At 71.5% G+C, this 13,850-nt stretch carries 11 protein-coding genes and 1 pseudogene; 8 read left to right on the top strand and 4 right to left on the bottom strand.

Annotated features, from left to right (window positions below; all coding sequences use genetic code 11):
• The first annotated feature begins 69 nt into the window (after positions 1–69).
• The 3 genes from ACQUQD_RS36550 to ACQUQD_RS36540 all read left to right on the top strand — a co-directional run bounded on the left by ACQUQD_RS36550 (position 70) and on the right by ACQUQD_RS36540 (position 2,299).
• The gene (locus ACQUQD_RS36550) at positions 70–645 is read left to right on the top strand and encodes a CGNR zinc finger domain-containing protein (RefSeq protein ID WP_428956493.1); all 576 of its coding nucleotides are present in this window, start codon (positions 70–72) and stop codon (positions 643–645) included.
• Between the two features lie 93 nt (positions 646–738).
• The gene (locus ACQUQD_RS36545) at positions 739–1,320 is read left to right on the top strand and encodes a restriction endonuclease fold toxin-2 domain-containing protein (RefSeq protein WP_428956492.1); all 582 of its coding nucleotides are present in this window, start codon (positions 739–741) and stop codon (positions 1,318–1,320) included.
• 280 nt (positions 1,321–1,600) lie between these two features.
• Positions 1,601–2,299 (top strand): TetR/AcrR family transcriptional regulator, encoded by a 699-nt coding sequence (locus ACQUQD_RS36540; RefSeq protein ID WP_428956491.1) that lies wholly within the window; start codon positions 1,601–1,603, stop codon positions 2,297–2,299.
• Here the strand turns inward: ACQUQD_RS36540 and ACQUQD_RS36535 are convergent.
• Positions 2,287–3,792 carry an LVIVD repeat-containing protein gene (locus ACQUQD_RS36535; RefSeq protein WP_428956490.1) on the bottom strand — a complete coding sequence of 502 codons (1,506 nt, stop codon included), beginning with the start codon at positions 3,790–3,792 and terminating at the stop codon, positions 2,287–2,289. The genes ACQUQD_RS36540 and ACQUQD_RS36535 overlap by 13 nt on opposite strands.
• Positions 3,793–3,866: 74 nt before the next feature.
• On the opposite strand from ACQUQD_RS36535, the gene ACQUQD_RS36530 reads away from it, so the two are divergent.
• Complete coding sequence (locus ACQUQD_RS36530) at positions 3,867–4,535, top strand: DUF305 domain-containing protein (RefSeq protein ID WP_428956489.1); 669 nt, start codon at positions 3,867–3,869, stop codon at positions 4,533–4,535.
• A 24-nt stretch (positions 4,536–4,559) separates the two neighbouring features.
• Here ACQUQD_RS36530 and ACQUQD_RS36525 read toward each other — a convergent pair whose 3' ends face one another.
• The gene (locus tag ACQUQD_RS36525; protein ID WP_428956488.1) at positions 4,560–5,081 is read right to left on the bottom strand and encodes a DUF6214 family protein; all 522 of its coding nucleotides are present in this window, start codon (positions 5,079–5,081) and stop codon (positions 4,560–4,562) included.
• 181 nt (positions 5,082–5,262) lie between these two features.
• Between ACQUQD_RS36525 and ACQUQD_RS36520 the strand changes: the two genes are divergently transcribed.
• Together ACQUQD_RS36520 and ACQUQD_RS36515 are read left to right on the top strand one after the other, a co-directional pair.
• On the top strand, positions 5,263–6,612 hold the full coding sequence (locus tag ACQUQD_RS36520; RefSeq protein ID WP_428956487.1) for an NADP oxidoreductase: 1,350 nt from the start codon (positions 5,263–5,265) through the stop codon (positions 6,610–6,612).
• Positions 6,613–6,723: 111 nt separating this feature from the next.
• Positions 6,724–8,103, top strand: coding sequence for a nucleobase:cation symporter-2 family protein (locus ACQUQD_RS36515; RefSeq protein WP_428956486.1), 1,380 nt, complete (start codon positions 6,724–6,726; stop codon positions 8,101–8,103).
• Here ACQUQD_RS36515 and ACQUQD_RS36510 read toward each other — a convergent pair.
• Positions 8,017–8,397: an ArsR/SmtB family transcription factor gene (locus ACQUQD_RS36510; RefSeq protein WP_428956485.1), complete on the bottom strand. Its 381-nt coding sequence runs from the start codon at positions 8,395–8,397 to the stop codon at positions 8,017–8,019. The genes ACQUQD_RS36515 and ACQUQD_RS36510 overlap by 87 nt on opposite strands.
• Before the next feature lie 126 nt (positions 8,398–8,523).
• Between ACQUQD_RS36510 and ACQUQD_RS36505 the strand changes: the two genes are divergently transcribed.
• On the top strand, positions 8,524–9,603 hold the full coding sequence (locus ACQUQD_RS36505) for an NADH:flavin oxidoreductase/NADH oxidase (RefSeq protein ID WP_428956484.1): 1,080 nt from the start codon (positions 8,524–8,526) through the stop codon (positions 9,601–9,603).
• Between the two features lie 159 nt (positions 9,604–9,762).
• Positions 9,763–13,143, top strand: coding sequence for a molybdopterin-dependent oxidoreductase (locus ACQUQD_RS36500; protein WP_428956483.1), 3,381 nt, complete (start codon positions 9,763–9,765; stop codon positions 13,141–13,143).
• Positions 13,144–13,209: 66 nt separating this feature from the next.
• Here the strand turns inward: ACQUQD_RS36500 and ACQUQD_RS36495 are convergent.
• A pseudogene (locus tag ACQUQD_RS36495) lies at positions 13,210–13,819 on the bottom strand (nucleotidyltransferase domain-containing protein).
• Between the last annotated feature and the right edge of the window lie 31 nt (positions 13,820–13,850).

The following is a 13,850-nucleotide window of genomic DNA, read 5'->3' as shown; positions in this document are numbered from 1 at the left end:
CATAGCGGAACCGTCTAAGACGGTTCTAACAGCCCTCCGAGTCACGCCGCAACCGGCTAAGGTGGTTCCATGCGTGTTGAGTTCCCCGACTTCCGCCTCGGCAAGGTGCTGGCGACGAGCTTCACGGGGACCCTGTCGGAGCGTCACGGCGACGCCGTGGAGCGCATTCCCACGCCGCAACGACTCGTCGACTGGCTGGCCGTCAGCGGCCTCGCCGTGGACTCCTGTACCGCTGCCCAGCTCGCCCTCGCCCGGGAACTGAGGGAGTCGATTCACGCCGCCGCGACAGCGGCCGCACTCCAGGACGCTCTCCCCGCGTCCGCCGTCCACGTCATCAATGACCGCAGCGCTCAGGGTCGGGCCGCGGCCGTCCTGACGCCCGAGGGCCGGCGGCGATGGCAGCTCGGCTCGGCTTCCTGCGTGGAGGACGCCCTCAGCGTGATCGCCGCCGACGCGGTCAGCATCATCGCGGGCGAACGAGACGGAAAACTGGCCTTGTGCGCCTCCCCCACCTGCCGAGCCGCCTTCTTCGACACCAGCCAGAGCCGCACTCGCAGATGGTGCGACATGAACACATGCGGCAATCGCCAGAAGAAAGCGCGCTTCAACGCCAACCAGCGGAATAACCCCAGACCAGCGGAGTGATCGTCACCTCGGCGCATCCATGCCAGCAGATCTGCAACTCGTCAGCGGCGGCATGATCAGCGCATCGATGATGAGCTGGATCGGCAGAAGGGCATGGCGGGCGACGACGAGGCCGGTGCAGAGTTCGCCAAGAGGTTTTACAAGTCGGCCGCGGGCACGACGCTCGACAAACGTGGCTCACGCTCTGGACGCTGCGGGATTGTGCCGCTCCGCCTCGGCGGTGCCAGGAACACTCCGAACAGCCCGGAGAATGCCTACCAGTTGCGGACTGCGGGCTACGCGGAACGGAAGATCCCGCTGCTGCCGACGTCGCAGTCCAAGTTCAAGGCTTCTGACTGCATGCGCCCTCCAGAGGGCTACATGATCGACTCCAAGTACGTGCTCGGCCAGTACAACGACGCGATGACCGCGAACAAGGAAATCCGCGGCCTGGAGATCGTCACTAACGACGAGGACGCCACGGCCTGCTGGCAGACCCTGATATGGCCCAAAAAGGCGTCAGAGTTCCTGCTCTGGCTCCGCGATCACTACCTGCCCTCTCCCGGCATCATCCGGTACACCACAGAGGACGCCGTAGAACAGGGGCTGCAAACTGACGGGCGGGTGCCTGCTGTCGGAAGCGCCTTGGAGATCAAGGACGAGCTGGAGCAGCATCTTCGAGTCGTCACAGCGTGACCTGAAGGCCTGCGAGCCCGACCCCCAAATGACCCCATTCCCGCCGTCCCGGGGTCGGGTGGCGGTCGGTGGAGTCCACACCTTCTGGTGATCCACGCTTGCGGCCTGCGCCTTTGGAACCGGCGGAGATCGGTGGGGGCCCTCCAGCGCGACCATATTCGGACGATCCCCCGCGTCGCCCGAATACGGCCGGCTGATCCGTGCGCACCGTGCCCAGGGGCCGGTGGCCGGACCGCGCTGAGTATAGTTGGCTGAGAGCCAGTCAACGCAGGAGTCAAGGATGTCCCCCCGCAGCGCATCGGTCAATGAGGAGTTGCGCCGACGTTCCCGTGAGCGGCTTCTGCAGGCGACGCTGGAGCTCGTCGGGGAGCGCGGCTACGACGCGACGACCCTCGGCGACATCGCGGACCGTGCCGGTTCGGCGCGCGGCCTGGTCTCGTACTACTTCCCCGGCAAGCGCCAGCTGCTGCAGTCCGCCGTGCACCGGCTGATGCACCGGACCCTGGAAGAGGCACTGGAGCGCCGGCCGCCGACGCAGGACGGGGACGAGCGGCTGGCGCGGGCCGTCGACGCGATCCTGGGTCTGGCCCGGGACCAGCCCGTTCTCATGCGGACGCACATGGCGGGCATCCTGCAGGCCGAGGGGTTCGTGCAGTGCCCGGAGCAGCAGCGGCTGGCGGCCCTGCTGCGTGACACCGTCGTACGGCACGGGACGCTCGACGTCGACCGGGACTACCCGCTGCTGCGCGCCCTGTTGATGGGCGCGGTGTTCGCGATGCTCGTACCGGGAGCGCCGATGCCGATGGCGGCGCTGCGCGCCGAGCTGTTCCAGCGCTACGGGCTGGAGTGGGAGCGGGGCTTCCCGCCGGGCGACGACGCGTCGCCCGACGAGAGTCCCGCACACGAGCGGCCGGCGGATTTCTCACGCTACTTCGAACCGTTGCGGCCGGCCGCGGACAACGACGGTCAGTCGAAGTAGTCCGGCTGCGTCTGGACGTTGAGCTCGTCCAGGTGGACCCGCTTGGCCGGATCCGTGCGCCGGTCGCTGAGCTTCAGGACGTCGAAGCCCTTCGCGATGTCGTTGGAGAAGATGTAGCCGTTGTAGTAGTACGCCGACCAGGAGCCGCCGACCTGCAGCGCGTCAGTGGTCAGCGGGCCGCGCTCGAAGTAGGCGATCTCCTTGGGCTTCGAGGAGTCGGTGAAGTCCCACACCGAGACGCCGCCCTGGTACCAGGCCTGGACCATGAGGTCCTTGCCCTTGACGGGGATCAGCGAGCCGTTGTGCGCGACACAGTTCTCGGTGTCGGCCTGGTGGCGCGGGATCTTGTAGTAGGAGCGGAAGACGAGCTTGCTCTTGGTGCCCTTGCCGACGATGTCGTAGATGCCGTCCGCGCCGCGGTTCGGGCCGATCTGCGCGTTGCAGGTGGCCGCGCCGCCGCCGCCGAGCTCGTCGGTGAACACGACCTTGTTCGCCTTCTGGTTGAAGGTCGCCGAGTGCCAGAACGCGAAGTTCACGTTGTCCTGGACCTGGTCGATGACCTTCGGGTTCTCCGGGTCCTTGATGGAGAACAGGATGCCGTCGCCCATGCAGGCACCGGCGGCCAGGTCCTTCGAGGGCAGCACCGTGATGTCGTGGCAGCCGGTGGTCTTGGAGACGCCCGGGTTGGTGGGGGCGCCCGGGTTGCCGCCGCCGTCCGCGCCCTCACCGGGGAACAGGACGGGGAAGTTCACCACGGCCGCCTTCTGCGGGGCCTTGCGCGGCACCTTGATGACCGAGATGCCGTCGTGCGGCGGCTGGCAGTCCGGGAACGTGGCGCTCGGCGAGTACGAGGAGACGTACACGTAGACGTTCTTCTTCTCCGGGACCAGGGTGTGCGTGTGCGAGCCGCACGCGGTCTCGACGGCGGCGACGTACTTCGGGTTCCGCTTGTCGCTGATGTCGAAGACCTTCATGCCCTCCCACGACGACTTCTCGGTCGCGGGCTGGGTGGTGGAGGCACAGGAGTTGTCGCTGCGGGAGCTGTCCGTGGAGAGGAACAGCAGGTTCCCGGAGACGGAGACGTCGTTCTGGGAGCCCGGGCACAGGACCTGGGAGACGGTCCTGGGCGACTTGGGGTTGCTGATGTCGTAGATGCGGAAGCCGTCGTAGTTCCCGGCGAACGCGTACTTGCCCTGGAACGCGAGGTCCGTGTTGAGGCCGGGGAGCACGTCCTTGGGGATGTTGGTGAGGTGCTCGATGTTGTCGGAGTGGACGATCTCGTCCTGTCCGGGTATCTCGTCGGCGGCTATCGCCGCCTTCGCCTCGGCCTCGGTGCTCTGCGAGACGCTCTTGGGGGCTGCGGATCTGTCGCCCGGATCAGGCGTCGCGGACACCGGTCCGGCGGTCAGCAGGGCCGCGAGGAGTCCGGCGGCCGCGGCCCCGACTCCCAGGCGTCTGCGGCGTGTTCGGGTGGAGTCCTGCAACAGGGTCACTGTTGTCTCCCTGATTGACGATGACGTCGTTGATACGTGAACGGTTCACGGATCCCCCGAGTATCGTCTTCCTCATGCACAGATCAACAGATGGCAACGGAATCGTCATCAAAGTTGGGGTTCCCGCCCTGCTCATGGCGCTCGCGCTGGGGTTGACCGCGTGCGACTCAGGGGGTTCCGGTGAGGCCGACTCCCCTGCTTCCGGCGGCCCTTCGGTCATCGCGCCGGGCAAGCCCGGTGAGGCCGCGGAGACACTCTCGGCCCGGGACGCGCAGCGACGCGGCGCGGACGACAAGCCCAACTCGGCCGACGTACGGTACGCGCAGATGATGATCCTGCACCACCAGCAGGCCCTGCAGATGACCGAACTCGCCCCGGAACAGGCCGAGTCGGAGCCGGTGAAACGGCTGGCCGAGCGGATCGCGGCCGCGCAGGGGCCCGAGGTCGAGATGATGCGCGGCTGGCTGGAACAGCACGGTCGGAGCGAGTCCCCGACGGGGCACGCAGGGCACGAGGCGATGCCGGGAATGGCGAGCGCGGCGCAGTTGAAGAAGCTGCGGGCCGCCCGGGGCGAGGCCTTCGACGCGTTGTTCCTGAAGCTGATGATCACCCATCACCAGGGGGCGGTGACGATGGCCACGGAGGTGAAGAGCGACGGGAACGACGTGCAGGTGGAGGAGATGGCCGACGACGTGATCGCCCAGCAGACGGCGGAGATCAACCGCATGCGGGACATGGACTGACGAGAGCGCTGCCCTGACGCCGCGTCACCGCCGGTTGTGGCGGGGCGCCAGGAAACCCGCGTCGCGAGCCGCGGCGATCAGCCGGAGGGACTTGCGGCGGCTGCGGCCCGTGACGCGCATGACTTCCAGGACCGGGTCGCGGCCCTCGTCCTGGGCGGCGCGGTAGACCTCGGCGACATGGCGCCGGCCCTCGGTGCCGCGCGGCCAGGACGGGCGGGCGCGGCGGCCCGGCGGCTCCTCGGGCGCGGCGGGGCGGGCGGGGCGCTCGTGCTGCTCGGCGAGTACCCGGCAGGCGTCCTCCAGGGGGCCCTCGATCCAGTCGGTGAGGGAGGCCAGGTCGTCGAGGGAGAGGGGCGGCTGGGAGCGGACGTCCTCGATGGCGACCCGGTCGTCCGTCACGACGGCGAGGACGTCGATGTTCCTGCCGTCGCCGAACATCAGGCGGACCTGGAACCACGGCGGCAGGACGTCCCCGCCCGGCGCCTCCTCGTCCCACGCCGCTGCCCCGGCGGTGCCGTGTCCCTGGATCTCCCACCGCGGCCACACTGGGACGTAACTATTCGGTTGAAGTTGATCAAAAACATCAGGAAATGAACTGTCCAGCACATGCGAACGGTATCCGTATGATCACGCATGGTCAGTTCACGGCACGCCGACAGCCCCTCCCCCCTGACCGCTCCCGGTGCCATGCTGAGGAACATCAGCGCGCCAGCGGAAGGAGCCGCCCGTGCCGCACATCGCCGTGGTCGGATCGGGGCCGAGCGGGGTCTACACCGCCCAGAGCCTGGTCCGGCAAGGCAGCCTCCCGGACGTCCGCGTCGATGTGCTCGACCGGCTGCCGTGCCCGTACGGCCTGGTGCGTTACGGCGTCGCGCCCGACCACGAGAAGATCAAGTCGCTGCAGAACAACCTGCGGACGGTGCTGCAGGACGACGGCGTCCGCTTCCTCGGTGGCGTCGAGATCGGCCCCGCGCTGCCGCCCGCGAAGCTGCTGGAGCTGTACCACGCGGTCGTGTACTGCGTGGGAGCCGCAGCCGACCGGCGGCTCGGGATTCTTGGCGAGGACCTGCCCGGCAGCTGGTCGGCGACCGACTTCGTGGCCTGGTACAGCGCGCATCCGGACGCCCGCGACGACGGATTCGTGCACGGCGCGCGCACGGCCGTGACGATCGGCGTCGGCAACGTGGCGGTCGACGTGACGCGCATGCTGGCCCGCGGCGCCGCCGAGCTCGCCCCCACCGACATGCCGCAGGCCGCCCTCGGGACGCTGGGCGCCAGCGAGGTGCGGGACGTGTACATGGTGGGCCGGCGCGGCCCGTCGCAGGCCCGCTTCACCACCAAGGAGCTGCGCGAGCTCGCCACCCTCCCGGAGACCGAGATCGTCCTGGACGAGGCGGAGTTGGCGCTCGATCCCGGCTACCGCGAGCCCGCCGCGCTGCCCGCCGCGGTCCGCCGCAACGTGGAGGTGCTGCGCGGCTGGGCCGCCCTGCCGCGCCGGGGCGCCGCCCGCCGGATCCATCTGCGGTTCTTCCTGCGGCCCGTCGAGATCACCGGGGACCGGGGGCGCGTCGCGGGGGTGCGGTTCGAGCGGACCCGGCCGGACGGACGCGGGGGCGTGACCGGCACGGGCGAGTACGAGGACATCGGGGCGCAGCTGGTGCTCCGGTCGGTGGGGTATCGCGGAGTGCCGCTGGAGGGACTGCCGTTCGACGCCGAGCGGGGAACCGTGCCGCACACCGCGGGGCGGGTGCTGCGCGGCGGCCTCGTCTCGCCCGGCGAGTACGTCGCGGGCTGGATCAAGCGCGGGCCGACCGGAGTCATCGGCACGAACCGGCCGTGCGCCAAGGAGACGGTGACGTCCCTGGTCGAGGACGCCCCCGCGTTCGTACGCAAGGACCTCGCGGGGGATCCGCTGGCCGGGCTGGTCGCCGCCGGCGCCCGGCCCGTGGAGTGGGACGGGTGGCGGGCGATCGAGCTGGCCGAGGCCGCGCTGGGGCGGTCGCTGGGGCGCGGGTCCGTGAAGATCCCGGACTGGGCGGGGCTGTTGAGCGCGGCGCGGGGCGCGCCCGGGGCCTGACACATCCCGGCAACAACCGCGAAATCAACAAACCGTTTAAGCCGATTACGGTCTCGTGCTGCCGCCTCCTCCCCACCCTGTCCCCGTGACGTTCCCGGTCTTGGAGCACGTATGAAGCATCCCGTCGATCAGGTCCCGCCCGCCCGCCAGTTGGTGGCGTTCGGACTGCAGCACGTTCTCGCGATGTACGCCGGCGCGGTCGCCGTGCCGTTGATCGTGGGCGGCGCGATGAAGCTGCCGCCCGCCGATCTCGCGTATCTGATCACCGCCGACCTGCTGGTGTGCGGGATCGCGACGCTCATCCAGTGCGTGGGCGTGTGGCGGTTCGGCATCCGGCTGCCGATCGTGCAGGGCTGCACGTTCGCGGCCGTCTCTCCGATGGTGCTCATCGGTACGACGGGCGGCGGACTGCCCGCGATCTACGGGGCGGTGATCGTCGCGGGGCTCGCGATGATGCTGCTCGCACCGGTCTTCGGACGCCTGCTGACGTTCTTCCCGCCGGTCGTGACCGGCACGGTCATCCTGATCATCGGCCTCTCGCTGCTGCCGACCGCGGGCACGTGGGCGGCGGGCGGTTCCGGTGCGGAGGACTTCGGGGAGCCGAAGAACATCGCGCTCGCGGCGCTCGTCCTGGTGATCGTCCTCGGCGTGCAGCGGTTCGCGCCGCCCGCCCTCAGCCGGATCGCGGTGCTGATCGGCATCGTGGCCGGTACGGCGGTGGCGATACCCACCGGGTTCACGGACTTCGGCGCGGTCGGGGACGCGAACTGGGTGGGCATCAGCACACCGTTCCACTTCGGGGCGCCGGAGTTCCACGGCGCGGCCATCGTCTCGATGCTCATCGTGGCCCTGGTGACCATGACCGAGACCACCGGCGACTTCATCGCGGTCGGCGAGATGACGGAGCGCCCGGTGGACCGGCGCGCGCTCGCCGACGGCCTGCGCGCCGACGGCTTCTCGACCGTCCTCGGCGGCGTCTTCAACACCTTCCCGTACACGGCGTTCGCGCAGAACGTCGGCCTGGTCGGCATGACGAAGGTGCGCAGCCGCTGGGTCGTCGCGGTGGCGGGCGGCATCCTCGTGCTGCTCGGGCTGCTGCCGAAGCTGGGCGCGGTGATCGCCGCGATCCCCTCGCCGGTGCTCGGCGGCGCGGGTCTGGTGATGTTCGGAACGGTCGCGGCGAGCGGCCTGAGGACCCTGTCCAAGGTGGAGTTCGAGGGCACGAGCAATCTGACCGTGGTCGCCGTCTCCGTCGCGCTCGGCATCATCCCCGTGGGCGTACCGACGATCTACGACAAGTTCCCCGACTGGTTCCAGACGGTGATGCACAGCGGGATCAGCGCGGGCTGCCTCACCGCGATCGTGCTGAACCTGCTCTTCAACCACCTTCCGGGGAAGGCGACTTCAGCCAACGGCGCCGTCGAGCCGGTCGGCCTGCCGGGCAGCCGCGTCGAGAACACTGTCGAGCAGCCCGGGGAACAGCGCGTCTAGATCGGCCCGGCGCAGCCCGTTCAGCTTGGCGGTCCCACGGTAGACCTGCTCGATCACCCCGCTCTCGCGCAGCACCCGGAAGTGGTGCGTGGACGTGGACTTGGTGACGGGCAGGTCGAAGTGCGAACAGGGCAGCCCCTGCGGCTCGGCCGCCTCGGAGGCCCCCATCTCGCGGACCAGCGCGAGACGCATCGGATCGGACAGGGCGTGCAGCACCGATTCGAGGCGGATCTCCTCGCGGGCGGGGTGAGCGAGCGTGCGGCTGCCGGTGGCCTGCGGTGCTGCGGTCGTCATGGCGGCTCCCCTTGAAGTGCGTCGTCCCGGCGTCATTGTACGAGACCTCTCGTAGTTTGACAGGCGCCGTACTACGATGCCTATCGTACGAGGCAAGCTTCTGAGCACGTACGAATGGAGTCCGCCGTGAGCGCGCTGTTCGAGCCCTACACCCTGCGGTCGCTGACCGTCCCGAACCGGGTCTGGATGCCGCCGATGTGCCAGTACAGCGCCGCCCCGGAGGGCCCGCTGACCGGTGCCCCCACGGACTGGCACTTCCAGCACTACGGCGCGCGGGCGGCCGGCGGCACGGGCCTGATCATCGTCGAGGCGACGGGTGTCAGCCCCGAGGGCCGCATCTCACCGTACGACCTCGGCATCTGGAACGACACACAGGTGGAGGCGCTGCGCCGGATCACGACGTTCCTGAAGTCGCAGGGGACGGTGCCGGGGATCCAGCTCGGGCACGCGGGCCGCAAGGCCTCCACCGACCGCCCCTGGAAGGGCGGCGCGCCGCTCGGCCCCGAGGACCACGGGTGGCAGGCGGTCGCGCCGAGCGCGGTCGCCTTCGACGAGAAGCACGCGGTGCCGACCGAGCTGACCGCCGACGGCATCGCCGAGATCGTCCGGCAGTTCGCGGACGCGGCGCGGCGGGCGCTCGACGCCGGGTTCGAGGTCGCCGAGATCCACGGTGCGCACGGCTATCTGATCGGCCAGTTCCTCTCCCCGCACAGCAACCGGCGCACGGACGGGTACGGGGGCTCCTACGAGAACCGCATCCGGTTCGCGCTGGAGGTCATCGACGCCGTCCGTGCGGTGTGGCCCGAGGAACTCCCCCTCTTCTTCCGGATCTCCGCGACGGACTGGCTCGACGAGGGCGGCTGGACGGCGGACGACACCGTCCGGTTCACCGCCGAGCTCCAGGCGCACGGCGTCGACCTGATCGACGTGTCGACCGGCGGCAACGCGGCAGGCGTCCGCATCCCCGTCGGGCCCGGCTACCAGGTGCCGTTCGCGGCGCGTGTCCGGGGTGAGGCAGGGGTGCCGACCGCCGCCGTCGGCCTGATCACGGAACCGCAGCAGGCCGAGAAGATCCTCGCGGACGGCGAGGCCGACGCGGTGCTGCTCGGCCGCGAGCTGCTGCGCGACCCCTCGTTCGCCCGGCACGCGGCGCGCGAGCTGGGCGGGGACGTGCACGTCCCGGACCAGTACCACCGGTCCGTCTGAGCCGTCCGCCCCGCAGCCGCCCCGGCCACCGTGCCGGGGCGGCTGCGGGCGCAGGGCCGTAGGACCCGAAGGTCGGGACCATCGGCGGGCCGCGGCGTGGGGGCCGGGGCGTGCAATGGAAGGCGACAGATACGCCGACCGTCCCTCCGGAGGCTTCGGGTGATCGAGGAGAAGCGGGGTTTCTGCACGCTCTGCAAGTCGCGCTGCGGTGCCGTGTTCACCGTCGAGGACGGCCGGATCACCGGGGTCAGGCCCGACCCCGGGCATCCGACCGGCGCGGCGATGTGCCCGAAGGGCCGGGCCGCGGCCGAGATCGCGCACAACAGTCGGCGGCTGACGACCCCGCTGCGCCGCACCCGGCCCAAGGACGACCCCGACCCGGGCTGGGAGCCGGTCTCCTGGGACGAGGCGCTGGACGAGATCGCGCGCCGGATGCGGGAGATCGCCGCCGAGAGCGGGCCGGAGGCGGTCGCGTTCGGGGTGGCCACGCCCAGCGGCACGATGATCTCCGACGCGACCGAGTGGATCGAGCGGTTCGTCCGCCGTTTCGGCAGCCCGAACACCGTGTACAGCGCCGAGATCTGCAACTGGCACAAGGACTTCGCCCACGCCTTCACGTTCGGCTGTCCGCTGCCGCCGCCGGACTACGCGCACGCCGGCCTCGCCCTGCTGTGGGGCTTCAACCCGGCCAAGACCTGGCTCGCACAGTCGGCAGCCCTGTCGGCGGCCCAGGCGCGCGGGATGCGGCTCGCCGTCGTCGATCCCCGGCGCTCCACCAGCGCGCTGCGCGCCGACCACTGGCTGCGGGTGCGTCCGGGCACCGACGCGGCGCTCGCCCTGGGCCTCGCCCATCTGCTGATCCGGCAGGACGCCTATGACGAGGAGTTCGTGCGGTCCTGGACCAACGGTCCGCTGCTGGTGCGCTGCGACGACGGGCGGTTCCTGTGCGCCGGCGACCTGGTGGCCGGTGCCGAGGGGTTCGTCGTGTGGGACGAGCGGACGGGCACGCCGGAGGCCTGTGACACGGAGCGGGCCGCCGTCGCGCCGGAGCGGTTCGCGCTGCGCGGGCGGCGCCGGGTCCGGCTGCGCACCGGCGCGACCGTGGACTGCGTGCCCGCGTTCGAGCGGTACGCCGAGGCGTGTGCGCGGTGGCCGGTGGAACGGGTGGCGGCCGAGACCTGGATCCCCGAGGCGGACATCCGGTCGCTGGCCGCGGAGATCGCGGCGGCGGACTCGGTGACGTACTACGGGTGGACCGGGGTCGGGCAGAGCGCGAACGCCGCGCAGACCGAACGGGCCCTGGCCACCCTGTACGCGCTCACCGGGTCCTTCGACCGGCGGGGCGGCAACCGGATCGCACCCCCGCCGCCCTACCGTCCGGCCTCCGGCTTCGGCGACTTCGACCCGGCGCAGCGGGCCAAGGCCCTCGGTCTCGACCGTCACCCGCTGGGGCCGCCCGCTTTCGGGTACGTCAATGCGGGCGACCTGTGCCGGGCGATCGAGGAACAACAGCCCTATGCCGTGCGGGCGTTGATCGGGTTCGGGGCGAATCTGGTGGTGGCGCAGCCGGGTTCGGACCGGACGGCGCGTGCGTTGCGGGCGCTGGACTTCCAGGTGCACCTCGATCTGTTCGAGTCGCCGACGAGCGCCAGTGCGGACATCGTGCTGCCGGTGAACAGCGCGTACGAGCACGAGGCGCTGCGATGCGGTTTCGAGATCGGGCACCGGGCGCAGGAGCAGGTGCAGCTGCGGCCGCGGATCGTGGAGCCGCTGCCCGGGACCCGCTCCGACACCGAGGTCGTCTTCGCGCTGGCCGAACGGCTCGGCATGGGCGGAGAGTTCTTCGGCGGGGACGTGACAGCCGCCTGGGACTGGCAGCTGGAGCCGCTCGGGCTGAGCGTCGAGCGGCTGCGCGCGACGCCGGGCGGCATCCGGGTGCCGCGGCCGGAGACGGAGCGGCGCCACGCCGTCACCGACGACGCGGGGCGGGTGACCGGCTTCGGCACACCGACGCGGCGCGTGGAGCTGTATTCACAGCGCCTTCTCGACCACGGCTACCCGCCCGTTCCCGAGCACCTTGAGCCGCAGGCGCCGGACGACGCGTTCCCCCTGGTGCTGACGTGCGCCAAGCACGGCCATTTCGTGCACAGCCAGCACCGTTCCGTGTCCTCGCTCAGGCGGCGCGCGCCCGATCCGTGCCTGGACCTGCATCCGGACACCGCCGCCGGGAGCGGCATCGCGCAGGGGCAGTGGGTGGAGGTGGCCACGCGGCGCGGCGCGATCCGGCTGCGGGCCCGCTTCGACGAGTCGCTGCACCCGGGTGTGGTGGTCGGCGAGTACGGCTGGTGGCAGGGCGCGCCCGACCTGGCGCTGCCCGGCGCCGACCCGCTGGACCCGGGCGGCAGCAACTACAACCGGCTCGTCGACCACACGACGACCGACCCGCTCAGCGGCTCCGCGCCGCTGCGCGCGCTCGCCTGCCGGGTCCGGCCGATCGCCGCGGACCACACCTGGCGCGGCACCCGCGCCTTCACCGTCGTGGGGCGGGGCGACGAGGGCCGGGACGTGCGCACCCTGCGTCTGGCGCCCGTCGACGGCGGCCCGCTGCCCGATCACGCCCCGGGACAGCATGTGACCCTGCGCGCCGCCGGTCCGGGCGGCCCGGACGCCACCCGCGCCTACTCGCTGACCGGACCGGCGACCGACCCGGCCCGCACCGCGTACACCCTGGCCGTGCGCCGGGTGCCCGCAGGCGCGCTGTCCCCGTACGTGCACGAGGCCCTGGCCGTCGGTGACCGGGTCGAACTGACGGCGCCCGGCGGCTCGTTCCGCATCCCGGCCGACACCGACCGTCCCGTGGTGCTGATCGCCGGGGGCATCGGCATCACCCCGTTCCTCGGCTACCTGGAGACCCTGGCGGCGGCCGGCGGCACGGTCCCCGAGGTCGTCCTGCACTACGGCACCACCGACGGCGACGATCACCCGTTCCGCGACCGGTTGCGTGAACTGGAGCGTCTCATCGGGACGTTGACGGTCATCACGCACTACGCGGCGCCGGGGCCGGGCGACCGCCCCGGTCACGGCCACGACCGGCAGGGCTTCATCACGGCGGCCGACGTCGATGCCCGGCTCGTCGGGCGCCGGGCCCGGTTCTATCTGTGCGGTCCCGAGCCGATGCTGTCCGGGCTGAGCGAGGGACTGCGGGCGCGGGGCGTGCCGGCCTTCGAGATCTTCAGCGAGCGGTTCCGGGTCGCCCGCCGCGCCGTGGACGTGCCGGAGGGGGCCCGGCGCACCGTCCGGTTCGCCCGCTCGGGGCGGGAGGCGACCTGGACCGCGTCGGACGGCACCCTGCTCGAACTGGCCGAGCGGGAAGGGGTGACCCTGCCGAGCGGCTGCCGGGTGGGACAGTGCGAGAGCTGCGCCTGCCGGGTGCTGGAAGGGCAGGTCGCGCATCTGGTCGAGCCGGGCGACGACCTGCCCGACGGCACCGCCCTGAGCTGTCAGTCGGTGCCGGCCTCGGACGTCACTCTCGACGCGTGACATCGGCCCGGAGCCACCGCGGGGCCGGGACACCCGGTCGCGCAGGCCTCCGCGGTCCGCCGCTCTTCACAGCCGGGCGGTCCAGGGCGTGCCCGTCGCCGTAGGTCGTGGTGAGCGCGTCCGCGAGCCACCGGCGCTGTCCCGGCGTCAGGACGGGCAGCGCCGCCGCGAGGTCCGCCTCGTCCTTGGGGCGGGCGTTCTTCGCCTTGTAGTAGAGCTGCACCTCGGGGGCGAGGAACGGGGTGCCGTCGGCGGCGACGCGGCCCAGCGTGTCGAGCGGCCGGCGCACGCGCGTGTCCCGCCGCGAGTACCACTCGGCGCCCTCGGACTCGTCGAGCATGAGCTGGATCCGCCAGGGGGCGCCGGGCCCCGGACGGCACCAGATGTCGTGCACGCCGGGCGGCAGCGTCTCCCCCGGCGCCCACGGCCGCAGTACTCCTGGCGGATCAGCGGCCCACAACTCCCATCCGGGCAGCGCGTGCTGGACCACGTGCTGGTCCCGGCGCAGCAGCAGGACGTCGATGTCGCCGTGGTCCCGCAGCCGTCGCCCGACGGCCAGTTCGATCGCGATGCCCCCGGCCACCCACCATCGGGCGCCGGCCCCCGCGAACCGCGCCACGACCTCGGCCGTGGGAGCCGGCTCCCACCGTCCGTACGGCGCACGGATGCGTCTCATCCGCCCATTCTCGCGGTGCGGCGAACCTGAG

Source organism: Streptomyces sp. cg35 (genome assembly GCF_050410835.1).
Classification (GTDB): Bacteria; Actinomycetota; Actinomycetes; order Streptomycetales; family Streptomycetaceae; genus Streptomyces.
Note: the sequence above shows the minus strand (reverse complement) of the source record. Positions and strands in the feature narration are given on the sequence as shown.

Bases quoted from the DNA above. Each gene is read 5' to 3' on its own strand.
- ACQUQD_RS36550 (WP_428956493.1), top strand. From the start codon at position 70: ATGCGTGTTGAGTTCCCCGACTTCCGCCTCGGCAAGGTGCTGGCGACG.
- ACQUQD_RS36545 (WP_428956492.1), top strand. From the start codon at position 739: ATGGCGGGCGACGACGAGGCCGGTGCAGAGTTCGCCAAGAGGTTTTAC.
- ACQUQD_RS36540 (WP_428956491.1), top strand. From the start codon at position 1,601: ATGTCCCCCCGCAGCGCATCGGTCAATGAGGAGTTGCGCCGACGTTCC.
- ACQUQD_RS36530 (WP_428956489.1), top strand. From the start codon at position 3,867: ATGCACAGATCAACAGATGGCAACGGAATCGTCATCAAAGTTGGGGTT.
- ACQUQD_RS36515 (WP_428956486.1), top strand. From the start codon at position 6,724: ATGAAGCATCCCGTCGATCAGGTCCCGCCCGCCCGCCAGTTGGTGGCG.
- ACQUQD_RS36510 (WP_428956485.1), bottom strand. From the start codon at position 8,397: ATGACGACCGCAGCACCGCAGGCCACCGGCAGCCGCACGCTCGCTCAC.